Annotated in this window: 17 protein-coding genes, 2 tRNA genes and 2 rRNA genes; 1 reads left to right on the top strand and 20 read right to left on the bottom strand. The window is 64.4% G+C overall.

Annotation, left to right across the window (positions count from 1 at the left end):
* Positions 1-195: 195 nt before the first annotated feature.
* The 12 genes from J2T07_RS09945 to J2T07_RS09890 all read right to left on the bottom strand — a co-directional run bounded on the left by J2T07_RS09945 (position 196) and on the right by J2T07_RS09890 (position 14,078).
* On the bottom strand, positions 196-2,523 hold the full coding sequence (locus J2T07_RS09945) for a carboxy terminal-processing peptidase (protein ID WP_306849441.1): 2,328 nt from the start codon (positions 2,521-2,523) through the stop codon (positions 196-198).
* 31 nt (positions 2,524-2,554) lie between these two features.
* A complete protein-coding gene (gene lipA, locus J2T07_RS09940) occupies positions 2,555-3,553 on the bottom strand; it encodes a lipoyl synthase (RefSeq protein WP_306849439.1) in 999 nt (332 codons plus the stop codon).
* Between the two features lie 12 nt (positions 3,554-3,565).
* Entirely contained in the window at positions 3,566-4,234 is a 669-nt protein-coding gene (lipB, locus tag J2T07_RS09935; protein ID WP_306849436.1) for a lipoyl(octanoyl) transferase LipB, read from the bottom strand.
* Between the two features lie 167 nt (positions 4,235-4,401).
* Positions 4,402-4,692, bottom strand: a complete 291-nt coding sequence (locus tag J2T07_RS09930; protein ID WP_306849434.1) for a DUF493 family protein — start codon at positions 4,690-4,692, stop codon at positions 4,402-4,404.
* A 12-nt stretch (positions 4,693-4,704) separates the two neighbouring features.
* On the bottom strand, positions 4,705-5,925 hold the full coding sequence (locus J2T07_RS09925) for a D-alanyl-D-alanine carboxypeptidase family protein (RefSeq protein ID WP_306849432.1): 1,221 nt from the start codon (positions 5,923-5,925) through the stop codon (positions 4,705-4,707).
* A 37-nt stretch (positions 5,926-5,962) separates the two neighbouring features.
* A complete protein-coding gene (locus J2T07_RS09920) occupies positions 5,963-7,201 on the bottom strand; it encodes a septal ring lytic transglycosylase RlpA family protein (protein WP_306849430.1) in 1,239 nt (412 codons plus the stop codon).
* A gap of 59 nt (positions 7,202-7,260) precedes the next feature.
* Positions 7,261-8,292 (bottom strand): lytic murein transglycosylase B, encoded by a 1,032-nt coding sequence (gene mltB, locus J2T07_RS09915; protein WP_430539339.1) that lies wholly within the window; start codon positions 8,290-8,292, stop codon positions 7,261-7,263.
* A gap of 70 nt (positions 8,293-8,362) precedes the next feature.
* Positions 8,363-9,478, bottom strand: a complete 1,116-nt coding sequence (rodA, locus tag J2T07_RS09910; RefSeq protein WP_306849428.1) for a rod shape-determining protein RodA — start codon at positions 9,476-9,478, stop codon at positions 8,363-8,365.
* A gap of 2 nt (positions 9,479-9,480) precedes the next feature.
* Entirely contained in the window at positions 9,481-11,496 is a 2,016-nt protein-coding gene (mrdA, locus tag J2T07_RS09905) for a penicillin-binding protein 2 (RefSeq protein ID WP_306849426.1), read from the bottom strand.
* The gene (mreD, locus tag J2T07_RS09900; RefSeq protein ID WP_306849425.1) at positions 11,493-11,984 is read right to left on the bottom strand and encodes a rod shape-determining protein MreD; all 492 of its coding nucleotides are present in this window, start codon (positions 11,982-11,984) and stop codon (positions 11,493-11,495) included. Before mreD ends, mrdA begins: the two co-directional genes overlap by 4 nt.
* Positions 11,981-12,991: a rod shape-determining protein MreC gene (gene mreC / locus J2T07_RS09895; RefSeq protein ID WP_306849423.1), complete on the bottom strand. Its 1,011-nt coding sequence runs from the start codon at positions 12,989-12,991 to the stop codon at positions 11,981-11,983. Before mreC ends, mreD begins: the two co-directional genes overlap by 4 nt.
* A 40-nt stretch (positions 12,992-13,031) precedes the next feature.
* Positions 13,032-14,078 carry a rod shape-determining protein gene (locus tag J2T07_RS09890; RefSeq protein WP_072322142.1) on the bottom strand — a complete coding sequence of 349 codons (1,047 nt, stop codon included), beginning with the start codon at positions 14,076-14,078 and terminating at the stop codon, positions 13,032-13,034.
* 273 nt (positions 14,079-14,351) lie between these two features.
* Between J2T07_RS09890 and J2T07_RS09885 the strand changes: the two genes are divergently transcribed.
* Positions 14,352-15,287 (top strand): carbohydrate kinase family protein, encoded by a 936-nt coding sequence (locus tag J2T07_RS09885; RefSeq protein ID WP_306849416.1) that lies wholly within the window; start codon positions 14,352-14,354, stop codon positions 15,285-15,287.
* Between the two features lie 281 nt (positions 15,288-15,568).
* Here the strand turns inward: J2T07_RS09885 and glpK are convergent, their stop codons facing one another.
* The 8 genes from glpK to J2T07_RS09845 all read right to left on the bottom strand — a co-directional run bounded on the left by glpK (position 15,569) and on the right by J2T07_RS09845 (position 24,454).
* Entirely contained in the window at positions 15,569-17,077 is a 1,509-nt protein-coding gene (gene glpK / locus J2T07_RS09880; protein WP_306849414.1) for a glycerol kinase GlpK, read from the bottom strand.
* Positions 17,078-17,091: 14 nt separating this feature from the next.
* Complete coding sequence (locus J2T07_RS09875; protein ID WP_306849412.1) at positions 17,092-17,796, bottom strand: MIP/aquaporin family protein; 705 nt, start codon at positions 17,794-17,796, stop codon at positions 17,092-17,094.
* 78 nt (positions 17,797-17,874) lie between these two features.
* Entirely contained in the window at positions 17,875-19,362 is a 1,488-nt protein-coding gene (gene glpD / locus J2T07_RS09870; RefSeq protein WP_306849410.1) for a glycerol-3-phosphate dehydrogenase, read from the bottom strand.
* A 219-nt stretch (positions 19,363-19,581) separates the two neighbouring features.
* Positions 19,582-20,355 carry a DeoR family transcriptional regulator gene (locus J2T07_RS09865; protein ID WP_306849408.1) on the bottom strand — a complete coding sequence of 258 codons (774 nt, stop codon included), beginning with the start codon at positions 20,353-20,355 and terminating at the stop codon, positions 19,582-19,584.
* A 619-nt stretch (positions 20,356-20,974) separates the two neighbouring features.
* A 5S ribosomal RNA gene (rrf, locus tag J2T07_RS09860) occupies positions 20,975-21,089 on the bottom strand.
* A gap of 122 nt (positions 21,090-21,211) precedes the next feature.
* Positions 21,212-24,096 (bottom strand): 23S ribosomal RNA (locus J2T07_RS09855).
* Positions 24,097-24,286: 190 nt separating this feature from the next.
* A tRNA-Ala gene (locus J2T07_RS09850) sits at positions 24,287-24,362 on the bottom strand.
* Positions 24,363-24,377: 15 nt separating this feature from the next.
* A tRNA-Ile gene (locus J2T07_RS09845) sits at positions 24,378-24,454 on the bottom strand.
* Between the last annotated feature and the right edge of the window lie 62 nt (positions 24,455-24,516).

Genomic DNA, 24,516 nt, shown 5'->3' with positions numbered 1-24,516 from the left:
CGAGGCTATCAGGAAAAGGATGAATGCGTGCTCTGGTGGGAGCCGACCCTCTCGGCGATGGGGTGCTTGCCGCCAACTGGCTCGCTGCCGCCGGATCGCCGACAAGGTCGGCTCCCACCAAAAAACGACAGAGTGGAGCTCCCCATAAAAGAGTGGGGGTCCGCATAAAAAAAGGCGCCTTGCGGCGCCTTCTTGTTACGGGGTGCTGTCGGCCGGTGCTTTTGCCGGTACCTGCGCCGTTTGCGGGGCGTCGATCTTGCGGCCACCGTACGGAAGCACTTCCGCGGCGATCTTGGGATCGGCCTTGATCATCGCGACTTCGTCGCCGACGATGTGGGCGGCTTCGTCCAGCGGCGTGTCCTTGGCCTTCTTCGCGTCGGCTTCCTGCTTGATCTCGGACTTGATGCTGCGTTCGTTGGCGTTGAGGCCGTCGTCCGCCGTGTTGCCATCGTCGCCCAGGTCCGCCGGGCTGCCGTCGCCGCCGAAGATCGCCTTGCGGCGGTTGCGGAAGTCGGTCTGGATGGTGTCGTACTGCTTGCGCTCGGCCTGGCGCGCCGCGAAGTTCAGCGAGATGTCGGTCTTGTCGCGCAGCTTCTGGTACTGCGCCAGCTCGTCGAGCATCAACTTCCACGAGGGCGAAGTGGCCACGCGCGCCTGGTGCTTCTGGTTGAGCGGACCGATGATCGGCTTGAGATCGGCGACCGGCTTGTAGTCGGCCGGATCGATGTGACGCCACGGCAGCGCATTGTCGTAGGTGGACTCGCCGAATTCCTTGGCATCGCCGTTCTGCGGGAACTGCACGTCGGGCGTGACGCCGCGCAGCTGCGTGCTGTCGCCGTTGATGCGGATGAACTCGGCGATCGTCATCTTGAGTTCGCCGTACTTGGCGTCCTCGCCCGTGGTGGCCTTGCCGAAGCGGTCGAGGTCGACCAGGTTCTGCACGGTGCCCTTGCCGAAGGTGGGCTCGCCGATGATGATGCCGCGGCCGTAGTCCTGGATGGCGGCGGCGAAGATCTCCGACGCCGATGCCGAACCACGGTTGACCAGCACCGCCATCGGACCGTCCCACGCCATGCCCGGCGCGTCGTCGCCCTGGGCGTCGACCTGACCACGCGCGTCGCGCACTTGCACGACCGGGCCGGTGTCGATGAACAGGCCGGTGAGTTCGGTGGCTTCGTTGAGCGAACCGCCGCCGTTGTTGCGCAGGTCCATGATGACGCCTTCGACCTTCTGCGCCTTCAGCTCGGTGAGCAGCTTGGAGACGTCGCGGGTGGCGCTCTTGAAGTTGGCGTCGCCGTTACGGCGCGCGCCGAAGTCCTGGTAGAACGTGGGCAGTTCGATCACGCCGATCTTGCGCGTGACGTCGCCATCCTTCACGTCGATGACCTTCGACTTGGCGGCCTGCTCTTCCATCGTGACCTTCTTGCGAACCAGGGTCACGATCTCGTGCTTGCCGTCCACGCCGGCATCGGCAGGAAGGGTCTCGATGCGGACGGTGGTGTCCTTCTTGCCGCGGATGAGCTTGACCACGTCGTCCTGGCGCCAGCCGACCACGTCGACCATCGGACCGGTCTCGCCCTGGCCGATGGCGACGATGCGATCGCCCGGCTTCATCTTGCCGGACTTGATCGCCGGGCCGCCGGGAACGAGTTCGCGGATGGTGGTGTAGTCGTCGCGCGCCTGCAGCACCGCGCCGATACCTTCCAGCGACAGGCGCATGGCGATGTCGAAGGCGTCGGCGGCGCGGGGGCCGAGGTAATCGGTGTGCGGATCGGTGGAGTTCGCGTACGCGGTCATGAAGGCCTGCGTCGCATCTTCGTCGTCGAGTTGGCGCACGCGCGAGATGTACGTCGCGTAGCGCTTGTCGAGCGTCTTGCGGATGTCGTCGTCGTTCTTGCCGGCGAGCTTCAGGCGCAGCCAGTCGTTCATCGTGCGCTTGCGCCACACGTCGTCGAGTTCGGCCTGGTTCTTCGGCGCGGCGGCCTTCTTGCGATCGAAGTTGAAGCTCTCGTTGCCGCTGAAGTCGAAGCCCTGCTTGAGCAGGCTGCGCGCATAGTTCATGCGGTCGACGGCGCGCGTGACGTACAGGTTGAACACCGAGAACGGACCGGTCAGATCCTGGTTCCAGATGGCGTCGTCGAACTGCGTCTTCAGCGGTTCGAACTTGGCGAGGTCTTCCTGCGTGAAGAAGACCTTCTCGCTATCGAGCGACTCGATGTAGGCCTTGTAGATCTTGGCCGACATGGCGTCGTCGAGCGGCTGGGCCTGGTAGTGGAAACGCGTGAGGAAGCGCGCGGACAGCTGCGACGCCTGGGCCTCGGCCTGGGTGGGCTTCAGCGGCAGGCTGGATTCCTTGCGCTGCGGCTCCGGCGAGGTCGCCGCTTCCGAGGCATCCTTCGGTTGGGGCGCCGACTTGCCCGCCGGCGCGGTCGTGCCCGGCTGCTGCTGCGGCGCGGCAGCCTGTGCCTGGACACCCGCGGCCGACAAGGCCAGCAGGAGAGCGATCGCGGGGCGAAGAGTCATGTAGTCGGAGCCTCGGAATGCGTTGGGGCGTTTATTCGACGACGCCGGCGGCGTGAGCCATCAGGTCGGCATGGTAGGAGGATCGCACCAACGGACCGGAGGCGACATGGGAGAAACCCATTTCATCGCCAGCGACGCGCAGCGCTTCGAATTCGTCCGGCGTCCAGTAACGGACCACCGGATGGTGGTGCGCCGTCGGCTGCAGGTACTGGCCGATGGTGATCATGTCGACGTCATGGGCGCGTAGATCGCGCATGGTCTCCAGCACCTGCTCGAGCGTCTCGCCCAGGCCCAGCATGATGCCGGACTTGGTCGGCACCGTCGGATGCTGCGCCTTGAAGTTCTTCAGCAGATCCAGCGACCACTGGTAGTCGGCGCCCGGACGGACCTCGCGGTAGAGGTGCGGCACCGTCTCCAGGTTGTGGTTGAAGACATCCGGCGGGAAGTCCTTGAGGACCTCCAGCGCACGCTCCATACGGCCCTTGCCGCGGAAATCCGGGGTGAGGATCTCGATCCGGATGTCCGGGCTGGCATGGCGCACCGCGCGGATGCAGGCCGCGAAATGGGCGGCGCCGCCGTCACGAAGGTCGTCGCGGTCCACCGAGGTGATCACAACGTACTTCAGGCGCATGTCGCGGATCGTCTCGGCCAGGCGAGCCGGCTCGAGCGGATCGGGCGCCAGCGGACGGCCGTGGGCCACGTCGCAGAACGAGCAACGGCGGGTGCAGACCTCGCCGAGGATCATGAAGGTGGCGGTGCCCTTGGAGAAGCACTCGTGGATATTCGGGCAGCTGGCTTCCTCGCACACCGTGGTCAGCGAGTTCTCGCGCAGGCGCGCCTTCAACTGCTGCACGGCGTTGCCCTGGGGCAGGCGCACGCGGATCCAGCCGGGCTTGCGCAGCACGGGCTGGTTGGCGTCGAAGCTCGCGCGGTTGAGCGCGATCTTGTCGTTGCCGAGCATCTTCTCGCCGGGCTTGTCGACGACGGCGATGGGAATGCTGCGGGAAGGGGAAACGGAGGATTGGCTCATAGGGCTACTGCCTCAGACCGCAAGGCGGGCGGGGAGTTCGGGGAGGATGGGCGCGGCGTCGACGGCGTGGAAACCGAACTGCTTGCAGAATTCCTGTACCAGGACGTCTTCCACGTCCGCCAACCGCGACGGACCGCCCAAGTCTAGCACCTGGGTGACTTCCAAACCCTTGTAGCCGCAGGGATTGATGCGGTGGTAGGGCTCCAGGTCCATGTCCACGTTGAAGGCCAGCCCGTGGAAGCTGCAGCCGCGGCGGATGCGCAGGCCCAGCGCGGCCACCTTGGCCCCCGCGGCGTACACGCCGGGCGCGCCCTCGCGGCGCTCCGCGCCGATATTCCACTCCCCGAGGGTGTCGATGATGGCCTGCTCGATGCGGTGGACCAGCTCACGCACGCCCACGCCCACGCGGCGCAGATCGATCATGGGATAGGCCACGATCTGCCCGGGACCGTGATAGGTGACCTGGCCGCCGCGGTCCACGCGGACGACGGGGATGTCGCCCGCCGCCAACACGTGCTCCGCCAGACCCGCCTGACCCAAGGTGAACACCGGGTCGTGCTCCAGCAGCCACAGCTCATCGACGGTGTCATCGGTGCGATTGTCGGTGAAGGCGCTCATGGCCTTCCAGGTGGACTCGTAGGGCACGCGCCCCAGCCGGCGGACGTTGAGCGGGAGGGTCATGGGAGGCAAGGTCGGAGGGGATTCGGGGGAGTTGTGGGCGGGCGCCGGGGGTTACAAGAGTAAACCCGTGGCGCCCGGATCGCCGGCATGGCCGGCTCCCACCCAGCCGGACGGACCCTTGTGGGAGCCGGCCATGCCGGCGATCCCGCGGCAGCGGGCCAGGCCGCCTACATCGTGAAACGAATGTCCCGGTCCGCCCGCAACGTGCTGTGGGCTTCCAGGTATTTCTCGCGGGACGGGGCGACGAAGCTCACCGTCACCGACTGGTAGTTGCCAGCCGGCGTCAGCTTCGTGGAAAGCGTCTCGTGGAGCACCTCCAGCCCGATGCCATGCAGCAACGCCGGCACGTGCTTGTCAAGGCCCGCGTTGGCGTTGCCTATCGCGGTGATCTCGAACTCGCCGGGGAACTGGAACCCCTTCCCTTCCTTCTGCGCATCGCTGAAGTCGATTTCACGCATGGCCTTGCCCTCTTACTTCTTGTCGCCGTCGCTGTGGAACCACAGCATGATCGTGTCCCAGAGGCGCGAGAAGAAGCCGCCTTCCGGCGCATCCGCGAGCGCCACCAGCGGCGCGGCAAGCACCGGCTGGCCATCCAGCGTCACACGCAGCGTGCCCACTTGCTGGCCTTTCTTGAAGGGAGCGATCAGGGTGGCGGGGATATCGAGGTCGGCCTTGAGCTTGTCGTAATCGCCACGCTTGACCGAGACGAGGGCGTCTTCGGTGAGACCCAGTGGGATGGTGTTCTCGGCGCCCTTCCAGAGCTTCGGCGTGGCCAGCGGCTTGTTGGCTTCGTAGAGCTTGTGCGACTCGTAGAAGCGGAAGCCGTAGTTGAGCAGCGCCAGCGCCGCGTCGGCGCGACCCTTCTCGCTAGTGGCGCCCATGACGATGGCGATCATGCGCGCGTCGCCCTGCTTCGCCGATGCGGCAAGGCAGTAGCCCGCCGCAGCCGTATGGCCGGTCTTGATGCCATCGACGGTGTTGTCGCGCCAGAGCAGCAGGTTGCGATTGTGCTGCTTGATGCCGTTCCACTCGAACTCCTTCACGGCCGAGATCGCGTAGTCCTCCGGGAAGTCGTGGATCAGCGCGCGAGAGAGGATCGCGATGTCGCGGGCCGTCGTGTAGTGGTTGGCCACCGGATAGCCGGACGCATTCTGGAAATTCGAATGCGTCATGCCGAGCTGCTTGGCGTAGGCGTTCATCAGGTTGGCGAACGCGGGCTCGGAGCCCGCGGTGTGCTCGGCCAGCGCGATGGCGGCATCGTTGCCCGACTGGATGATCATCCCGTAGAGCAGGTCCTTCAGCGGCACCTGGCTGTTGAGCTTGAGGAAGCTGGTGGAGCCATCGGTGCCCGCGCCGCCGCCACGCCACGCGTTCTCGCTGATGGTGACCGGGTCGGTCATGTGGATCTTGCCGTTGCCGACCTCGGCCGAGACCACATAGTCGGTCATGACTTTCGTGATCGACGCCGGTTCGACCTGCAGATCCGGTTCCTTCGACGCGATGATCTGCCCGGTGTTGTAGTCCATCAACACCCAGCTCTTGCCCTCGACATCCGGCGGCGGCGGCACCGGCGCCTCGGGAACCACCGGACGCGGCACGGACGGACGGGGCGGGGTCTGCTGCGCCACGGTCACACCCGCGACAAGCGCGGCGGCGGCGAAAGCGAACAGGGAACGGGGCAAGAGCTTCATCGTTTCAACGGTCCAGTTCAAAGCAGGAAAAAGGGGGTCAGTCTACCGCGACCTGCGGCCTGGGCAGGCCCATGCCGGCAATCTGTTCGGTCACGCGGTCGGCCGTGTCCACGTCGGCCAATGGTCCCACGCGCACGCGGCGCACGTTGCGGCCGCCGATATTGGTCTCCACGACACTGACCGGTCCGAGGCCCGCGCGGTTCAACCGGTCGGCCACGCGATTCGCGTTCACGACATCGGAGAAGGCGCCGACCTGGAGATAGATGCTGGGCTTGCCGGCCGAGGGAGCGGTGATCGGCCCCGGGTTGGCGGCGATGCCTTGGCTGGACGCCGCCCCCGGAGGGGACGGGGGTGCCTGCCGGGCGGCTGTGGCCTGGGCCGGGACGGGAGCCGAAGACGTGGTCGAGGCTGGCACGTTCGTCGTCGCGGCGGCCAACGGCGGCAACGCTTCGCTCGGGGAAACCCCGGTCATCCCGGGCACGTGGCCATCATCGTCCGCCGGGTTGGTCCCCACCGAAGCCGTGACCGCGCGCTGCGGTGACGGAGGCGGCGCCATGATCGGGGCCGGCTTCGGCGCGTTGTTCACATACGGCGCGCCGCGGTCGCTGCCCGGGTCGTTGGGGTCGATGGCGCGGACTTCCACCAGCCCCGTGCCCTTGGGCCACACGCCGATTTTCACGGCCGCGGCGAACGATAGGTCGATGATGCGGTTTTCGTGGAACGGGCCGCGATCGTTGACGCGCACGATGACGCTCTTGCCGTTCTCGAGGTTGGTGACGCGCGCGTAGCTCGGCAGCGGCAAGGTCTTGTGCGCCGCCGAGAACTGGTACATGTCGTATTCCTCGAGGCTCGAGGTCTTGTAGCCGTGGAACTTGTTCCCGTAGAACGAGGCGATGCCGCGTTCCACGTACCCGCGCGGGCTCGGCAGCACGTTGTAGGTCTGGCCGAGCACCGAGTACGGCGACTTGTTGCCGTAGAGCGAGCGCGGCTCCACCTTCGGCACCGGCTCCGGGAGCTTGTTCACGTCCGGGATATCGGTGGGAACGCTGTCGGAACGGGAGCGATAGCGCGAGCCTTGGGACTTGCGGATGTCGTCGTAACGGCCGCCGCTGGGTGCCGTGGAACTGCCGCCGCGTGACGAGGGGCGCGCGTTACGGGAGCCGCCGCAGGCGGTGAGGAACAGCGTGATGAGGACGATCGCGAGGATGGTGGCGTGGCGTTTCAGCCTGGTGGGAGCCGGCCCTGTCGGCGATTCAAGGCTGTCGCGAACTCCCATCGCCGACAGGGTCGGCTCCCACCGGGCTTGGCCTGGGAGGGCGGTATGCCACCCAGGGATCATCGTTCGCCGGGTCCATGCGTGCGGGCGCGGATCTCGCGCGCCAGCTGGTCCACGGCCATGGCGTACATGGGGCTGCGGTTGTACGTGGTGATCACGTAGAAGTTCTGGAACACGAACCAGTATTCGTCACCCGCCGGCCCGTCCAGGCGCACCAGTTGCGCATCGCGGCCGGGATTGAGGTGTTGCAGCGGCGCGAAGCCGTCCGCGACGAACGATTCCACCGGCGCCACCGGCTTCCAGTCCTTGGGCACGGCCGGATCCACGGCGCGGGCGTCGGGCTGGGCACGCGCGGCGACCGGGCCACCCGCTTCCCAGCCGTGCTGGGCGAAGTAATTGGCGACGCTGGCGAAGATGTCGCCCATCGAGCCCTTCATGTCGATACGGCCGTCGTGGTCGTAATCCACGCCCCAGTCGCGGATGGACGAGGGCATGAACTGGCCCCAGCCCTGCGCGCCGGCATACGAGCCGGTCAGCGTGTCGAGCGGACCGCCCAGGTGATTCTGCGGCAGTTCGAGCAAGGCCTTCAGTTGCTCGCGGAAGAACGGTGCGCGTTTGGGGTAGTAGAACGCCAGCGTGGCCAATGCATCCAGCACCTTCCATTTGCCCGTGTTGCGGCCGTAGAAGGTCTCCACGCCGACGATGGCGACGATGTATTCGGGCGGCACGCCGTACTTGCGGCCGATGCCGTCGAGCAACTGCCGGTGCTGGCGATAGAAATCGGCCCCCGCCTGGATGCGCTGCTCGGTGAGAAAAATCGGACGGTAGTCGCGCCACGGCTTGCCCTCGGCCGGACGGCTGATCGCATCGAGGATGGCCTGCTGTTTCTTCGCGCCGTCGAGCAACGCGTTCAGCGAGGCTTTGCTCTTGCCGGTGTCCCTGGCGACTTCGCGCACCAGTTGCTCCTGCCCCGGATGGGTTTCGGCGAAGGCCGCGGAGGCGAACATCAGGGGGAAGGCGATCATCGCGCCAGCGAGGCGCGGGAGGTGACGTGCGGGTCGTGCGCGGCGCGCGGCGAGAACTTCATCCATGCGTGGAAGCGTAGCACGCGTATATGGCGCATCAGGCGCGGTCCCGGGCGAACGTTCAGGCCGCGGAGGCCTAGTCGTGCAGTTTCCGGTTCGCATGGATCGACATCAGCACGCCGAAGCCCGTGAGCAGGGAAACCGCCGAGGTGCCGCCGTAGCTCACCAGCGGCATCGGCACGCCCACCACCGGCAGGATGCCCGCGACCATGCCGCCGTTCACCGCCACGTAGACGAAGAAGCTCATGCCGATCGCGCCGGCGAGCAGGCGCGAATACGTGTCGCGCGCATTCATCGCGATCCACAGGCAGCGGCCGATGATGAAGGCATAGAGCAGCATGATCGCGATGACGCCCACCAGGCCGAATTCCTCGGAGAAAACGGCGAAGATGAAATCGGTGGTGTGCTCGGGCAGGAACTCCAGGCGCGACTGCGTGCCCTGCTGCCAGCCCTTGCCGAACATGCCGCCGGAACCCACCGCGATCTTCGACTGGATGATGTGCCAGCCATTGCCCAGGGGATCGGATTCGGGGTCGAGCAGCGTGCGCACGCGATTGCGCTGGTATTCGTGGAGGAACTGCCACGCCACGGGAATCACCGCGCCCACGCCGCCCACGAGCAGGCCGATGCGCCACCAGGCCATGCCGGAAAGGAACAGCGCGAACGCACCGGCTCCGGCCACGAGCAAGGCGGTGCCGAGATCGGGCTGCTCGGCGATGAGCCCGGCCGGCACCGCGATCAGCAGGCCGACCACGATGATGTCCTTCCAGCTTGGCGGCAACTGCCGTGGATGCAGGTACCAGGCGACCATCATCGGCATGGTCAGCTTGAGCAGCTCGGATGGCTGGAAGCGCATGACGCCCAGGTCGAGCCAGCGATACGCGCCACGGCCTTCGCCGAGCACGGCCACGACCACCAGCAAGGCGGTGCTGCCGAGGTAGAGCCACGGCGTCCACGAGCGCAGCACCGGCGGCGGGATGCGCGAGATGACCAACAGCAGCACGGCGCCGAGGACGAAGCGCGCGGCCTGTCCGGTGACCAGCGAGAAATTGCCGTTGCCCGCGCTGTAGAGCGTGGCGAGGCCCGCACAGCCGAGCACGAAGAGCGCCAGCAGGAGCGGCAGGTCGAGCCGTGGCCGCGTGAGCAGGCGCAGGCCGAAGCGCTTCATCCGCGTGGTGAGCGTCTGGAACATGGCTACTGGTCCTCCCCATCGTCCTGGGGCGGCAGGTCGGTACTGGCGGCCCCGGCGGGCTGGGCGTCCTGCACGGACGAGGCTTCGCCCGGCGCGGGTTCCGGTATCGCGTCGGCGGTGACGATCGGGCCCGGTGGCAAGTTCTCCGGCCGTTGCCCGCCTTCGTCCACCACCCACTGATCGAGGATCTTTCGCGCGATCGGACCGGAATCCTGCGCACCCCAGGCACCGGCCTCCAGCACGACGGCCACGGCGATCTTCGGATCGTCGGCGGGCGTGTAGGCGATGAACAGCGCACGGTGGCGGCTGGCGAGGTACGCGGTGTTCTTGTTGGTGTCGTAGGCGTCGGTCTTGCGCGAGAAGCGCTCGGCCGTGCCACTCTTGCCCGCGATGATGTACGGGAAGCCGAATGGCAGGCGCTTGCCGGTGCCCCTGCCCGAGTTGATGACGGCCTTCATGCCATCATTCACGGCATCCCAATCGGCCGCCTTGCGGATCACCGACGGCCCGGACGGCGGGAACGACTGCGGCACGCGTGGGCTGTCGACGCCATCCTGCGTGTCGAGCAGGAAATGCGGGGTATAGGGGATGCCGCGGCCGGCGAAGGTGGCCGTGGCGTGCGCCAGCTGGAGCGGTGTGACCGCCCAGTAGCCCTGGCCGATACCCGAGATGATGGTCTCGCCGGGGAACCAGCCCGCCTTGCTGCGCGCCGCTTTCCACTCGCGCGAGGGCAGCACGCCCTCCACTTCGCCGACCAGGTCGATACCGGTCTTCTTGCCGAAGCCCAGCTTGCCCATCCAGTCGGAGAGCCGGTCGATGCCCATATCGAGCGCAAGCCGGTAGAAATAGGTGTTGGTCGACAGTTCGATCGCCTGGATCATGTTCACCGTGCCGTCGCCCCCGCGCTTGTCGTCGCGGTAGCAGCGCGACTGGCCCGGGATACAGAACTCACCCGTGGACAACACCGTGTCGGACGGCCGGCGAATGCCCATGGTCAGGCCACCCAGCGCAAGGAACGGCTTCACCGTCGAACCCGGCGGATAGACGCCACGCAGCGCGCGGTTGTAGAGCGGCTTGTCGGGCGCGGTGGTCAGCGCCTTGTAGTCGGCCGAGCTGATGCCGTTGACGAACAGGTTGGGATCGAAGCTCGGCACGCTGGCGAAGGCCAGCACCTGGCCATTGCGCGGATCGATCGCGATCGCCGCGCCGGAGCGGCCGTCCATCGCTTCCTCGGCCGCCTTCTGCAGGCGCACGTCGATGGAGAGGTAGATGTTCTTGCCCGGCGTGGGCGGGGTCGTGTCGAGCACGGCCTGCGTACGGCCGTCGGCGTTCACTTCGACCAGCTCGTAGCCCGGCGCGCCGTGCAACAGCTTCTCGTAGTAGCGTTCGATGCCGATGCGGCCAATGTGCGTGGTGCCCTTGTAGCTGGCTTCCTCGTCGTCGTCCATGCGGTCGAGATCGTCCACGTCGATACGGCTGACATAGCCGATGACATGGGCCAGCAGCGGGCCCATCGGGTAGCGCCGGGTGAGGTACGGCACCACGTCCACGCCGGGGAACCGCCAGCGATTCACGGCGAAGCGGCCGATCTCGTCCTCGGTGAGTTTCAGCTTGAGCGGAATCCCCTCGAACCGGCGCCCCTGCTTCACCTGTTTCTTGAAGGTGGCGATGTCCTCGTCGCTAAGCGGCACCACGGTACCGAGCTTGCCGAGCATGTCGTCCATGTCGCTGACCTGCTCGGGGATCACTTCCAGCCGGAACGCAGGGACGTTGTCGGCCAGCAACACGCCGTTGCGGTCGTAGATGAGGCCGCGCGCCGGCGGTATGGCGCGCGGCTTCACGCGATTCTGGTCCGAACGCGCCACGAACTCGTCGTGGTGCAGCACCTGCAGGTACACATAGCGAGCGCACACGGCGGCGAGGCCGAGCAGGATCAGCGCGAAGCCGGCCATGGCGCGGCGGCGGAACAGCGCCACCTCGCCACGGACTTCCTTGATCGAGGCGCGCCGCCGGCTCATGCCTCGTGGATGCGCAGTCGCGCGCGAAGGTCGTCGAGGATGAGGAACACGAACGGCCACAGCGCCGCGCCCACCAGGGGCGATATCCAGTACTCGGGTGGCGGCAGCGGATCGCCGCCGAACACGCGCACCAGCAGGAGCAGGATGCGGTCGTTCACGAGCAGGCCGAGCACGGCGAGCGACTGTTGCCACATCGGGAAGAAGCGCAGGCGCGAACGGAAACGGAGCGCGATGAAGACCATCGCCGTAAGGCGCAAGGCCTGCTCACCCAGCAGGATGCCGTCGAAGAGATCGGCGGCCACGCCGACACAGAAGGCCAGGCCAAGGGTGACCCTGTCGCCCGACTGCAGGCACCAATAGAGCAGGATCAGGGCGGGCCAGTACGGCTTGAACGGCGTGAGCGGGCCCGGCAACGGGACCAGCATCAGGAACAGTGACATCAGCAGCGTGGCGGCGAACCACAGCTGGCGAACGCGAACCTTGTTCATGGCGTGGTCCCCGTCGACGGCGCGGCGGTGGACGTACGTGCCGGTGCCGGCGTCGCGGTCGGCGAGGTCACGGAGGGCAAGGTCGCCGCCGGCGGCGTGCCAGGAGGCGGCGCGAGGTCGGCGGGCGGGCCGACGTTCGGCGCGGGCGCCGGTGGGCCGGCGGGTTCGGCAAGGTCGTGCAGCAGCAGGACGTCCTCGCTGCGATCCAGGTCGGCGGCCGGCTTCGCCTGCGCGGAAAGGAAGGTGCCGGAGGGCGTCTGTGCCACGTCGCGGATCTCGCCCACGGGGAAGCCCGGCGGGAACCGGCCGCCCAGGCCGGACGTGACCAGCTTGTCGCCCGCCTGCACGTCGGCCGAGACGGGGATGTTCGGTAACGTGAGTGAATCGCCCGTGCGTGAGCCGTAGGCGATGGTCCGCAAGCCGGTGCGCTCGATGGTCACGGGAATCGCGTGGTTGGGATCGGTGATCAGCATGGCGACCGAGGTGGTGGGCATCACTTCGACGATCTGGCCCATCACGCCGCGCGCGTCGATCACGACCTGGCCCGGCTGGACCTTGTCGCGGGCTCCCACGTTGAGCACGATCCGGTGGCGAAAGCTGCCCAGGTCGACGCCGATCAGGCGTGCGAGCTGCACGTTGAGCGAAAGGCTGTGCTGGGTGTCCAGCAATTCCTTCAGGCGCTGGTTCTGCTCGGCCACCGACGCCATGCGGTTGAGCTTGGCGTTGGCCAGGAGCAGGTCTTCACGCAGGCGCTGGTTCTGCTCGGTGAGGCGCTGGCGGTCGGCGAACGCCACCGTCGCCGCCTGGAATCCCTGCGATGGCAGGCCCGCGATGCGATAGACAGGCTCGACCAGCAGCGAGAGGCCGTAGCGCACATTACCCAGCCAGTCGCCACGGTGATCGAGCACCATCAGCACGCAGGCGAGCGCGAGGTAGACGATGAGGCGCAGTGTCCCCGCCACGCCGGGCGCGAACAGGGGCGACGTGTCGTCGCGATTCAGGGCCATGGATCAGCGCGCTCCGGCCAAAGCGCCGCGCGCGCGGCCATCATTCGAACGCGAAGAAGTCGCTGCCGTGCTGGTCGATCATCTCCAGGGCCTTGCCGCCGCCGCGCGCCACGCAGGTGAGCGGGTCGTCGGCCACCTGCACGTGCAGGCCGGTTTCCTCGGAGATCAGGCGATCCAGATCGCGCAGCAGGGCGCCACCGCCGGTGAGCACGATGCCGCGCTCGGCCACGTCGGAGCAGAGTTCCGGCGGGGTCTGTTCCAGCGCCGCCTTCACCGCCGCCACGATGCCGGACAGCGGCTCGTGCAGGGCTTCCAGCACCTCGTTGGAGTTGATCGTGAACATGCGCGGCACGCCCTCGGCCAGGTTGCGGCCGGAGATCTCGATCTCGCGGACCTCGCTCTGCGGGAAGGCGCAGCCGATCTCCAGCTTGATCCGCTCGGCGGTGGATTCGCCGATCAGCGTGCCATGGTTGCGGCGCACGTAGTTGATGATGGCTTCGTCGAAGCGGTCGCCGCCGACGCGGACCGACTGCGAGTAGACGATGCCGTTCAACGAGATGACGGCCACTTCCGAGGTGCCGCCGCCGATATCCAGGACCATCGAGCCGCGCGCCTCGTGCACCGGGATGCCGGCGCCGATCGCGGCCGCCATGGGCTCCTCGATCAGGAAGACGTCACGGGCGCCGGCGCCCTCGGCCGATTCCTTGATGGCGCGGCGCTCCACCTGGGTGGAGCCGCAGGGCACGCAGACCAGCACGCGCGGGCTGGGCCGCAGCATGCGCGAGCGGTGCACCTGCTTGATGAAGTGCTGGAGCATCGCCTCGGTCATGGTGAAGTCGGCGATGACGCCGTCCTTCATCGGGCGCACGGTGGCGATATTGCCCGGCGTGCGGCCGAGCATGCGCTTGGCGTCGCCACCCACGGCCGCGACGGCACGGGGGCCGCCGGGGCCACGATCCTGGCGGATCGCCACGACCGAGGGTTCGTTGAGGACAATGCCCTGCCCACGCACATAAATAAGCGTATTCGCCGTGCCGAGATCGATGGAGATGTCGTTCGAGAAAAGTCCGCGGAACTTCTTAAACATGATGCGGCGGGCGCCCATAGCGGGAAAAAGTAAGCGTGCGAGTCTAGATTGGCGCCCTCCCCCACGCAAGGGCGCATACGTTAAGAAAGCCTTGTAACTCCGGGTGATGCGAGCGGAACCCCCTTCCGGCAGACAAACTCACCGGCCAGGAAGAGGTCGCCTCGGGACCCGATTTTGGGTACGATCCGCAGGTTTGCCGGACCCGTCGCGGGCGGCGTTCGCGGCGGCCCTTCGCGGCCGCGCCACTTACCATCCTCCAGGGTCACCCAACGCATGACTGCCGTTATCTGCGGATCGCTCGCCTACGACACGATCATGGTCTTCCAGGACCAGTTCAAGAACCACATCATCCCGGATCAGGTGCACATCCTGAACGTGTCGTTCCTGGTGCCGGCCATGCGTCGCGAGTTCGGCGGTTGCGCGGGCAACATCGCCTACAACCTGAAGTTGCTCGGCGGCGAGCCGATGCCGGTGGCGACGGTCGGCCAGGATTTCGCGCCGTACCGCGCGCACCTGGAGAAGTTCGGCATCCGCCTCGACGGCGTGCGCCAGTTCGACGACCAGTTCACCCCGCAGTGTTTCATCACCACCGACCTGGACAACAACCAGATCACCGCCTTCCACCCGGGCGCGATGTCGAGCGCGCACGAAAACCACGTGCGCGACATCAAGCAGTGCGAGTTCGGCATCGTCGCGCCGGATGGCCGCGACGCGATGCTGCAGCATGTCGACGAATTCGCCGCGCGTGGCGTGCCCTTCATCTTCGATCCGGGCCAGGCGATGCCGCTGTTCAACGGCGACGAGTTCCGCGCGATGATCGAGAAGTCGACGTATGTCATCGTCAACGACTACGAGTCCCAACTGTTGCAGCAACGCACGGGCTGGAGCGCGACGGACATCGCGTCGAAGGTCGATGCGTACATCGTGACACTGGGTCCCCGTGGCTCGCTGATCCACGTGAATGGCGAAACGCTCGAAGTGCCGCCGGCCCGCGAGCACAAGGTGGTCGATCCGACCGGCTGCGGCGACGCTTACCGCGCCGGTCTCATCTTCGGCATCATGAAGGGCTACGACTGGCCCACCGTCGGCAAGATGGCATCGCTGATGGGCGCACTGAAGGTCGAGCATCCGGGCACGCAGAACCAGTACTTCACGTACGAGCAGTTCGCCGCCGAATTCAAGGACCAGTTCGGCTACGCGCTGGCCTGATCGTCCCGCGGAGTGCATGAATAAAGGGGCGGCGCATCACTGCGCCGCCCCTTTCCATGGGCACCGATCCCATCGGCACCAACCGCCCTGCGTTCCGCGGCCCGGTGGGAGCCGACCTTGTCGGCGATGGGTGCTTGCCCCACCCCGGTGGGAGCCGACTTCGTCGGCGATGGGTGCTTGCCTCGACCTGGCCCGCTGCCGCGGGATCGCCGACAAAGTCGGCTCCCACCAGGTTGCGGCAAGTTCAATCGCAAGGTTCGCTCCCACCCAGCCGGCCCGGACTAATTGCGCGGTTTGAATCCCATCGTCGCGCTCACCGCCTGCTGCCAACCTTCATACAGGTCGTCGCGACGCTCTTTCGTCATCTGCGGCTTGAATTCGCGGTCGACCGCCCAGCGCGTGGCGATCTCCTTCTTGTCCTTCCAGAAGCCCACCGCCAGGCCGGCGAGATAAGCGGCACCTTGCGCCGTGGTCTCCTGTACCTTCGGACGCAACAGTGTCACGTCGAGGATGTCGGCCTGGAACTGCGCCATGAAGTCGTTGGCGATGGCGCCACCGTCCGCGCGCAGTTCCTTGAGCTGGATGCCGGAGTCGGTCTGCATCGCCTCGAGCACGTCGCGCGTCTGGTACGCCATCGATTCCAGCGCGGCGCGAATGAACTGCTCTTTTGTCGTACCGCGCGACAGCCCGAACACCGCGCCGCGCACGTCGCTTCTCCAATACGGCGCACCGAGACCGACGAACGCGGGCACGAAATACACACCATCGTTGTCCTTGGCACGTTCCGCATAGGCCTGCGAGTCGGAGGCCTTGCCGAGCATGCGCAGGCCATCCCGCAGCCACTGGATCACGGAACCAGCGACGAAGATGCTGCCTTCCAGCGCGTACTCCACCTTGCCGTCGACACCCCAGGCGATGGTGGTGAGCAGGCCGGTCTTCGAGCGCACGGCCTTCTCGCCGGTGTTCATCAGCATGAAGCAGCCGGTGCCGTAGGTGTTCTTCGCCATGCCCTGCTCGAAGCAGGCCTGGCCGAACAGCGCCGCCTGCTGATCGCCCGCGATACCGGCGATCGGCACTTCGCGGCCGAAGAACTGTTTCGCCTGCGTGTTGCCGTAGATCTCGCTGGAGGATTTCACCTCCGGCAGCATCGCGCGTGGCACGTTGAGCATCTTCAACAACGCGTCGTCCCACTCACGCTTGTAGATGTCGTACATCAGCGTGCGCGAGGCATTGGTGTAGTCGGTGACGTGCACCTTGCCGCCGGTGAGGTTCCAGATCACCCAGGTATCGATGGTGCCGAACAGCAGGTCGCCCGCCTCGGCCTTCGCCTGCGCACCTTCCACATGGTCGAGGATCCAGCGCACCTTGGTACCGGCGAAGTAGGCGTCGATCAGCAGGCCGGTCTTCTCGCGGACCATCTCGTCGTAACCGTCCGCCTTGAGTTTGTCGCAGATGTCGGCGGTCTGTCGCGATTGCCAGACGATCGCGTTGTAGATCGGCTGGCCCGTATGCTTATCCCATACCACCGCGGTCTCGCGCTGGTTGGTGATGCCGATGCCCTCGATACAGGCGGGGTCGATCTGCGAACTGCTGATCACCTCGGTCATGGTCGAGAGCACGCTGGTCATGATCTCCCGCGGATTGTGCTCGACCCAGCCCGGCTGCGGGAATATCTGCGGAAATTCGCGCTGGGCGGTGCCGGCGATGTTGCCGTCATGGTCGAACAGCATCGTGCGCGAGCTGGTCGTGCCCTGGTCGATGGCCAGGATGTATTTCTTCTTGGTGGTCACGATGAATCCTCGAGTCAGGCCGCGAGGGCGGTATAGGCGAAGGCGGCAAGCATGGCGCCGATGATCGAACCGACAATGGGCACCGGTGCATAGGCGAAGTCAGAACCGCCCTTTCCGGGGATGGGCAGCAAGGCGTGTGCGAGGCGAGGACCGAAGTCGCGCGCGGGATTGATCGCATAGCCGGTGGGGCCACCAAGGCACATGCCGATCACCACCACGAGCAGTGCGACGGCGATCGGCGCCAGGCCCTTGGAGAGATCGTTGCTACCGATGGCGAGCACGCAATACACCAACACGAACGTGCCTATCACCTCGGTGACCAGGTTGGCCGGGATCGAACGGATCGCGGGGATCGTGCAGAAGATACCGAGCTTCTTGGCCGGATCGGCGGTGCCACGCCAGTGTGCCAGGTAGGCGAGGTAGACCAGCACGGCGCCGGTGAAGGCACCCGCCATCTGCGCCGCGACATAACCCGGAACGAGCGACCACGAGAGCTTGCCGATGGAGGCCATCGCCAGCGTGATCGCGGGATTCATGTGGGCACCGCTTTTCGCGGCGACGAAAATGCCCATGAGGACGGCAAGGCCCCAGGCCCAGGTGATCACGCCCCAACCCGCGTTCTCCGCCTTCGAATCCTTCAGCAGCACGCCGGCGACGACGCCATCGCCTAACAGGATCATCACCATGGTTCCGAGGAACTCACTCAGGTAGACCGACATGCTGAGTACTCCTTTGTGTCGTGGGGCGCGTGCCGGTCAGCAGTACGGCACGCGTCTTGGAAATGCCCCCGTGGCGCCTCAGCGCTTCGTGGACAGGTAATCGGTAAGGCGTTGAACGTCCGGCGGGGTGACCCTCAGGCCGAGCTTGCTTCGACGCCAGAGGATGTCCTCGGCCTCGGTGGCCCATTCATGGCGCACGAGGTAATCGACTTCCGCCTGGTAGAGATCCGCGCCGAAATGCTCGCCCAGGGCGTTCAGGCCATCGGCCTCGCCCAGCAGATCGCGGGCGCGGGTGCCGTAGCTGTGCACGAGCCGCCAGGCGAAGGTCTCGGGGAGCCACGGACGGGTGGCGCGGACATCCGCGAGCAACTCGTCGATATCGCGTTCGCCACCGCCCGGAAGCGGGCGAGCGTCGGCGGTCCAGGCCGGCTGGTGGTTGCCCAGCAGTGGGGCGAGCTTGTCCACGGCCTCTTCGGAAAGCTTCCGGTAGGTGGTCAGCTTGCCGCCGAAGACGTTCAACAGCGGTGGACCGTTCTGATCGATATCCAGCAGGTAGTCGCGCGTGACTTCGGAGGCGCTACCGGCTTCGTCCTGCAGGAGTGGACGCACGCCGCTATAGCTCCACACCACGTCGTCGGGCGTCAGCTGTTTTTTGAAGTAGCGGTTCGCGGCATCGCAGAGATAGCTCGTTTCCTCCGCCGTGATCGTCGGATGCGATGGGTCGTCCTTATACTCGACGTCCGTCGTGCCGATCAGGGTGAAATCGCGCTCGTAGGGGATCGCGAAGACGATGCGGCGGTCCGGCTGCTGGAAGATGTACGCGTAACGATGCTCGAAAATCTTCGGCACCACGATGTGGCTGCCCTTGATCAGGCGCAACGAGTGCTGATGCTTCACATGGGCCACGTCGTCGAGGAAACTGGCGGCCCACGGGCCGGCTGCATTCACCAGGGCACGTGCTTTCACGAAATGGCGGCTGCCGTCGCGCGATTCGAGCTCCGCGGTCCAGCCTTCCCCATCACGCCGGGCGCTCACGCAGCGCGTATGGGTTTCGATGTGCACGCCCCGCCGCGCGGCATCCATCGCATTGAGCACCACCAGGCGGGCGTCCTGTACCCATGCATCGGAATAGACGAAACCGACACTGAAGTCGGCGCGCAGGGGCTCGCCGGTGACGTGCTTGCCGAAGCGCACCCGACGCGAGCCCGGCAACGTGCGGCGGCCGCGGCCGAGATGGTCGTAGAGGAACAGGCCCAGGCGAATCATCCATGCCGGACGCAGGTGTGGCTGGTGCGGCAGGACGAAGCGCAGCGGCCAGATGATGTGCGGCGCGGCGCGCAAGAGCACCTCGCGTTCCGCGAGTGCCTTTCCGACCAGGGCAAACTCGAACTGTTCCAGGTATCGCAGGCCGCCGTGGATCAGCTTGGTGCTGGCGCTCGAGGTATGTGCGGCGAGATCGTCGCGCTCGCAGAGCCAGACGCTCAGCCCGCGCCCCGCGGCGTCACGGGCGATGCCGACGCCATTGACGCCACCACCGACCACCAAAATATCGACCTGCTCGACCATCGCGAACTCCGCTTAGCTGGAGGCGAGGCCTGCTGAAGGGTGAAACCCTACGCTCGGGTATGTTCGTTTTATCTTGCGATTCGCAAAATATGCTTGCGATTACGAACATTTCACGCGTCAGTCAGGCTTCGCCTGCGTGGAAATGAGCATATTCGAACACAAACGAACATCGCACGCTGCAGTGCAGCGTAGACAGCATGTCGGAGGGCTGTCTCGCTCTCAGGGTTCCGCGATATGCAACTGGGTGCCGGCGGCTTCCAAGACGGGTAGCAAGGCATCGGGCGGCTGCCGATCGGTGAACCACGCGTCTACACGCGAGAAGTCGCCGAGGCGGACCATCGCGTTGCGGCCGATCTTGCTGTGGTCGGCGCCGAGGAAGACCTGGCGCGAATGCTCGATGATCGCCTGGGCAACGCGGACTTCATGGAAATCGAAATCCAGGAGCGTGCCGTCGAGTTCGATACCGGAGATACCGATGATGCCGAAGTCGACCTTGAACTGGCGGATGAGCTCGATCGTTGCCTCGCCGGTCACGCCATGGTCGCGGCCCCGGACGACGCCGCCCGCGACGATGACCTCGAACGTAGGGTTGTCACTGAGCAGGATCGCGATATTGAGATTGTTGGTGATGACGCGCAGGTCTCGGTGCTCGAGCAACGCGCGGCCAACGCCTTCGTTCGTCGTGCCCAGATTGATGAAGAGCGACGATCCATCCGGAATCGACTTTGCGATCGCCGTGGCGATGCGGTTCTTCTCCGCGGTCTGCAGCGACTGGCGTGCGGCATAGGCCACGTTCTCGACGCTCGAGGAGGACGCGCTCACACCGCCGTGGTAGCGGCGGATGAGGCCTCCATCAGCCAGGAGATTGAGATCGCGGCGGATCGTCTGCGGGGCCACGTCGAAATGCGTGGCCAGTTCGTCGACACCGACGAAGCCCTCCCGCTGGACGATGGCGATCAGTTCTTCCTGTCGCCGATTGAGTCGTGGATCCATCGATCTTTCCCGTTGCTACATCTCGCTTGGGCATGATGACGCGTTGCCGCGCGGGTGTCATGCCGCAGGCGCGAATACAGCGTTCCCGTGGGGCCGTCCAGCTCCAGGCACTGATGGCCCCTGGTGGGAGCCGACCCTGTCGGCGATCCCGCGGCAGCGGGCCAGGTTGAGGCGAGTCCCATCGCCGACAAGGTCGGCTCCCACCGGGCAAAGAAAAACCCGGCCTCTGGTGAGACCGGGTTTTTAGGATAAAGCCCCTGGCGGTGACCTGTTGCGGGTCGCGCTGCGCGCAAAGAAAAAACCCGGCCTCTGATGAGGCTGGGTTTTTAGGATAAAGCCCCCGGCGGTGACCTGTTGCGGGTCGCGCTGCGCGCAAAGAAAAAACCCGGCCTCTGATGAGACCGGGTTTTTAGGATAAAGCCCCTGGCGGTGACCTGTTGCAGTGCGTGCCCTTTGGGCACGACAGCAACACCACAAAAGACGAAGGCCTCCCCGACTGGGGAGGCCTTCTAGATAAAGCCCCTGGCGGTGACCTGTTGCAGTGCGTGCCCTTTGGGCACGACAGCAACACCACAAAAGACGAAGGCCTCCCCGAATGGGGAGGCCTTCTAGATAAAGCCCCTGGCGGTGACCTACTCTTGCATGGCTTGAGCCACACTACCATCGGCGCATGCGCGTTTCACTTCTGAGTTCGGGATGGGATCAGGTGGGACCACGCCGCTATAGCCGCCAGGGAAGGGGTGGGAGCAGCGCGTTAAGCGCCGGCTCCACAGAGGGTGTAAACGAGTGACAAGCGTCCGGGTTGTAAGTCGAACCGCGAGTAAGAGATGAAGACGGTGAAGCGTCTTGGGGTTATATGGTCAAGCCTCACGGCTCATTAGTACGCGTAAGCTCAATGCATTGCTGCACTTCCACACCGCGCCTATCAACCACCTAGTCTTGATGGTGCCTTAAGGAGAGTCAAGCTCTCGGGAGATCTCATCTTGGGGCGTGCTTCCCGCTTAGATGCTTTCAGCGGTTATCACTTCCGTTCGTAGCTACCGGGCAATGCCATGGGCATGACAACCCGAACACCAGCGGAACGTCCACTCCGGTCCTCTCGTACTAGGAGCAGCCCCCCTCAAATCTCCAACGCCCACGACAGATAGGGACCGAACTGTCTCACGACGTTCTGAACCCAGCTCGCGTACCACTTTAAATGGCGAACAGCCATACCCTTGGGACCGGCTACAGCCCCAGGATGTGATGAGCCGACATCGAGGTGCCAAACACCGCCGTCGATATGAACTCTTGGGCGGTATCAGCCTGTTATCCCCGGAGTACCTTTTATCCGTTGAGCGATGGCCCTTCCATACAGAACCACCGGATCACTAAGACCTACTTTCGTACCTGCTTGATCCGTCGATCTCGCAGTCAAGCACGCTTATGCCTTTGCACACAGTGCGCGATGTCCGACCGCGCTGAGCGTACCTTCGTGCTCCTCCGTTACTCTTTGGGAGGAGACCGCCCCAGTCAAACTACCCACCATACACGGTCCCCGATCCGGATTACGGACCTAGGTTAGAACGTCAAGCACTTCAGGGTGGTATTTCAAGGATGGCTCCACCGAAACTAGCGTCTCGGTTTCATAGCCTCCCACCTATCCTACACAGAAGAACTCAACGTTCAGTGTAAAGCTATAGTAAAGGTTCACGGGGTCTTTCCGTCTTGCCGCGGGAACGCTGCATCTTCACAGCGATTTCAATTTCACTGAGTCTCGGGTGGAGACAGCGCCGCTGTCGTTACGCCATTCGTGCAGGTCGGAACTTACCCGACAAGGAATTTCGCTACCTTAGGACCGTTATAGTTACGGCCGCCGTTTACTGGGGCTTCGATCAAGAGCTTCGCCTTGCGGCTGACCCCATCAATTAACCTTCCAGCACCGGGCAGGCGTCACACCCTATACGTCCACTTTCGTGTTTGCAGAGTGCTGTGTTTTTGATAAACAGTCGCAGCGGCCAGGTTACTGCGACCCCTCGATGCTCAGTCACGCACGTGACCACACCAAGGGGCGCACCTTCTCCCGAAGTTACGGTGCCATTTTGCCTAGTTCCTTCACCCGAGTTCTCTCAAGCGCCTTGGGATTCTCACCCTGCCTACCAGTGTCGGTTTACGGTACGGTTTTTCTACAGCTGAAGCTTAGTGGCTTTTCCTGGAAGCGTGGTGTCAGTCACTTCGTCCTCATAGGACTCGTCTCGGTGCTCGGCATAAAGATTCCCGGATTTGCCTAAGAATCATGCCTACCGCCTTTCCCCAGGACAACCAACGCCTGGTAGACCTAACCTTCTCCGTCCCCACATCGCACTGTAGAAAAGTGCAGGAATATTAACCTGCTTCCCATCGACTACGCATTTCTGCCTCGCCTTAGGGGCCGACTCACCCTGCGCCGATGAACGTTGCGCGAGGAAACCTTGGGCTTTCGGCGGGGGGGCTTTTCACCCCCCTTATCGTTACTCATGTCAGCATTCGCACTTCCGATACCTCCAGCAAGCCTTACGACTCACCTTCACAGGCCTACGGAACGCTCCTCTACCGCGCACACCTCAAAAGGTGTGCACCCCGAGCTTCGGTGCATAGCTTAGCCCCGTTAAATCTTCCGCGCAGACCGACTCGACCAGTGAGCTATTACGCTTTCTTTAAAGGGTGGCTGCTTCTAAGCCAACCTCCTGGCTGTCTATGCCTTTCCACATCGTTTTCCACTTAGCTATGACTTTGGGACCTTAGCTGCGGGTCTGGGTTGTTTCCCTTTTCACGACGGACGTTAGCACCCGCCGTGTGTCTCCCGTGTATCACGTGTTGGTATTCGGAGTTTGCCATGGTTTGGTAAGTCTCAATGACCCCCTAGCCATAACAGTGCTCTACCCCCAACAGTGTTCGCACGAGGCGCTACCTAAATAGCTTTCGAGGAGAACCAGCTATCTCCGAGTTTGTTTAGCCTTTCACTCCGATCCTCAACTCATCCCCATCTATTGCAACAGATGTGGGTTCGGTCCTCCAGTGCGTGTTACCGCACCTTCAACCTGGTCAAGGATAGATCACTCGGTTTCGGGTCTACTGCCAGAGACTATTCGCCCTATTCAGACTCGGTTTCCCTTCGCCTCCCCTATACGGTTAAGCTTGCCACTGACAGTAAGTCGCTGACCCATTATACAAAAGGTACGCAGTCACCCTTGCGGGCTTCCACTGCTTGTACGTATACGGTTTCAGGGTCTATTTCACTCCCCTCTCCGGGGTTCTTTTCGCCTTTCCCTCACGGTACTAGTTCGCTATCGGTCAGTCAGGAGTATTTAGCCTTGGAGGATGGTCCCCCCATGTTCAGACAGGGTTTCACGTGCCCCGCCTTACTCAATTTCATGCCATGCACCCTTTCGTCTACCGGGCTATCACCGTCTACGGCCCGCTTTTCCACGCGGTTCGACTAGAATGTACGACACTTTTGGGCTAGTCCGCGTTCGCTCGTCGCTACTGACGGAATCTCGGTTGATTTCTTTTCCTCCGGGTACTTAGATATTTCAGTTCCCCGGGTTCGCTTCGTACAGCTATGTATTCACTGCACGATACCGCCTAAGCGGTGGGTTTCCCCATTCGGACATTGCCGGATCAAAGCTTGTTGCCAGCTCCCCGACACTTTTCGCAGGCTGCCACGTCCTTCATCGCCTCTGACTGCCAAGGCATCCACCGTATACGCTTAGTCGCTTGACCATATAACCCCAAGTCGCCTCAGGGCCTATCGTCCAAGCCACTTCGTTTCGCCTTAACACTTATCTCGGTTCGGTTTGAACCAAGACGCTTGTCACTCGTTTACAGGTTTTCAAAGAACACCACACCGGCCTCAGCGCCGGTTGGCTTCAAAATCAATCTTCGTGTGCGCTACACATCCGCTACCGTGAACTGGTGGAGCCTGTCGGGATCGAACCGACGACCCTCTGCTTGCAAAGCAGATGCTCTCCCAGCTGAGCTAAGGCCCCATAAGTGCTCTCAAGTGGTGGGTCTGGGTGGACTCGAACCACCGACCTCACCCTTATCAGGGGTGCGCTCTAACCACCTGAGCTACAGACCCATAAGGCATCGCTTACGGCATGCATGCCTAAAGCATGCGTGGATGTGCAGGTGACTTGTGTG

This window comes from Luteibacter jiangsuensis, assembly GCF_030812295.1.
Classification (GTDB): Bacteria; Pseudomonadota; Gammaproteobacteria; order Xanthomonadales; family Rhodanobacteraceae; genus Luteibacter; species Luteibacter jiangsuensis_A.
This window is presented reverse-complemented; position numbering and strand designations above follow the sequence as displayed.

Excerpts from the sequence above, each read along its gene's own strand:
- J2T07_RS09885 (WP_306849416.1), top strand. The coding sequence starts at position 14,352 with ATGACTGCCGTTATCTGCGGATCGCTCGCCTACGACACGATCATGGTC.
- J2T07_RS09945 (WP_306849441.1), bottom strand. The coding sequence starts at position 2,523 with ATGACTCTTCGCCCCGCGATCGCTCTCCTGCTGGCCTTGTCGGCCGCG.
- rodA (WP_306849428.1), bottom strand. The coding sequence starts at position 9,478 with ATGTTCCAGACGCTCACCACGCGGATGAAGCGCTTCGGCCTGCGCCTG.
- J2T07_RS09930 (WP_306849434.1), bottom strand. The coding sequence starts at position 4,692 with ATGCGTGAAATCGACTTCAGCGATGCGCAGAAGGAAGGGAAGGGGTTC.
- glpD (WP_306849410.1), bottom strand. The coding sequence starts at position 19,362 with ATGGTCGAGCAGGTCGATATTTTGGTGGTCGGTGGTGGCGTCAATGGC.
- J2T07_RS09865 (WP_306849408.1), bottom strand. The coding sequence starts at position 20,355 with ATGGATCCACGACTCAATCGGCGACAGGAAGAACTGATCGCCATCGTC.
- J2T07_RS09875 (WP_306849412.1), bottom strand. The coding sequence starts at position 17,796 with ATGTCGGTCTACCTGAGTGAGTTCCTCGGAACCATGGTGATGATCCTG.
- J2T07_RS09925 (WP_306849432.1), bottom strand. The coding sequence starts at position 5,925 with ATGAAGCTCTTGCCCCGTTCCCTGTTCGCTTTCGCCGCCGCCGCGCTT.
- mreD (WP_306849425.1), bottom strand. The coding sequence starts at position 11,984 with ATGAACAAGGTTCGCGTTCGCCAGCTGTGGTTCGCCGCCACGCTGCTG.
- lipB (WP_306849436.1), bottom strand. The coding sequence starts at position 4,234 with ATGACCCTCCCGCTCAACGTCCGCCGGCTGGGGCGCGTGCCCTACGAG.
- J2T07_RS09920 (WP_306849430.1), bottom strand. The coding sequence starts at position 7,201 with ATGGGAGTTCGCGACAGCCTTGAATCGCCGACAGGGCCGGCTCCCACC.
- mreC (WP_306849423.1), bottom strand. The coding sequence starts at position 12,991 with ATGGCCCTGAATCGCGACGACACGTCGCCCCTGTTCGCGCCCGGCGTG.
- mltB (WP_430539339.1), bottom strand. The coding sequence starts at position 8,292 with ATGGATGAAGTTCTCGCCGCGCGCCGCGCACGACCCGCACGTCACCTC.
- lipA (WP_306849439.1), bottom strand. The coding sequence starts at position 3,553 with ATGAGCCAATCCTCCGTTTCCCCTTCCCGCAGCATTCCCATCGCCGTC.
- J2T07_RS09890 (WP_072322142.1), bottom strand. The coding sequence starts at position 14,078 with ATGTTTAAGAAGTTCCGCGGACTTTTCTCGAACGACATCTCCATCGAT.
- mrdA (WP_306849426.1), bottom strand. The coding sequence starts at position 11,496 with ATGAGCCGGCGGCGCGCCTCGATCAAGGAAGTCCGTGGCGAGGTGGCG.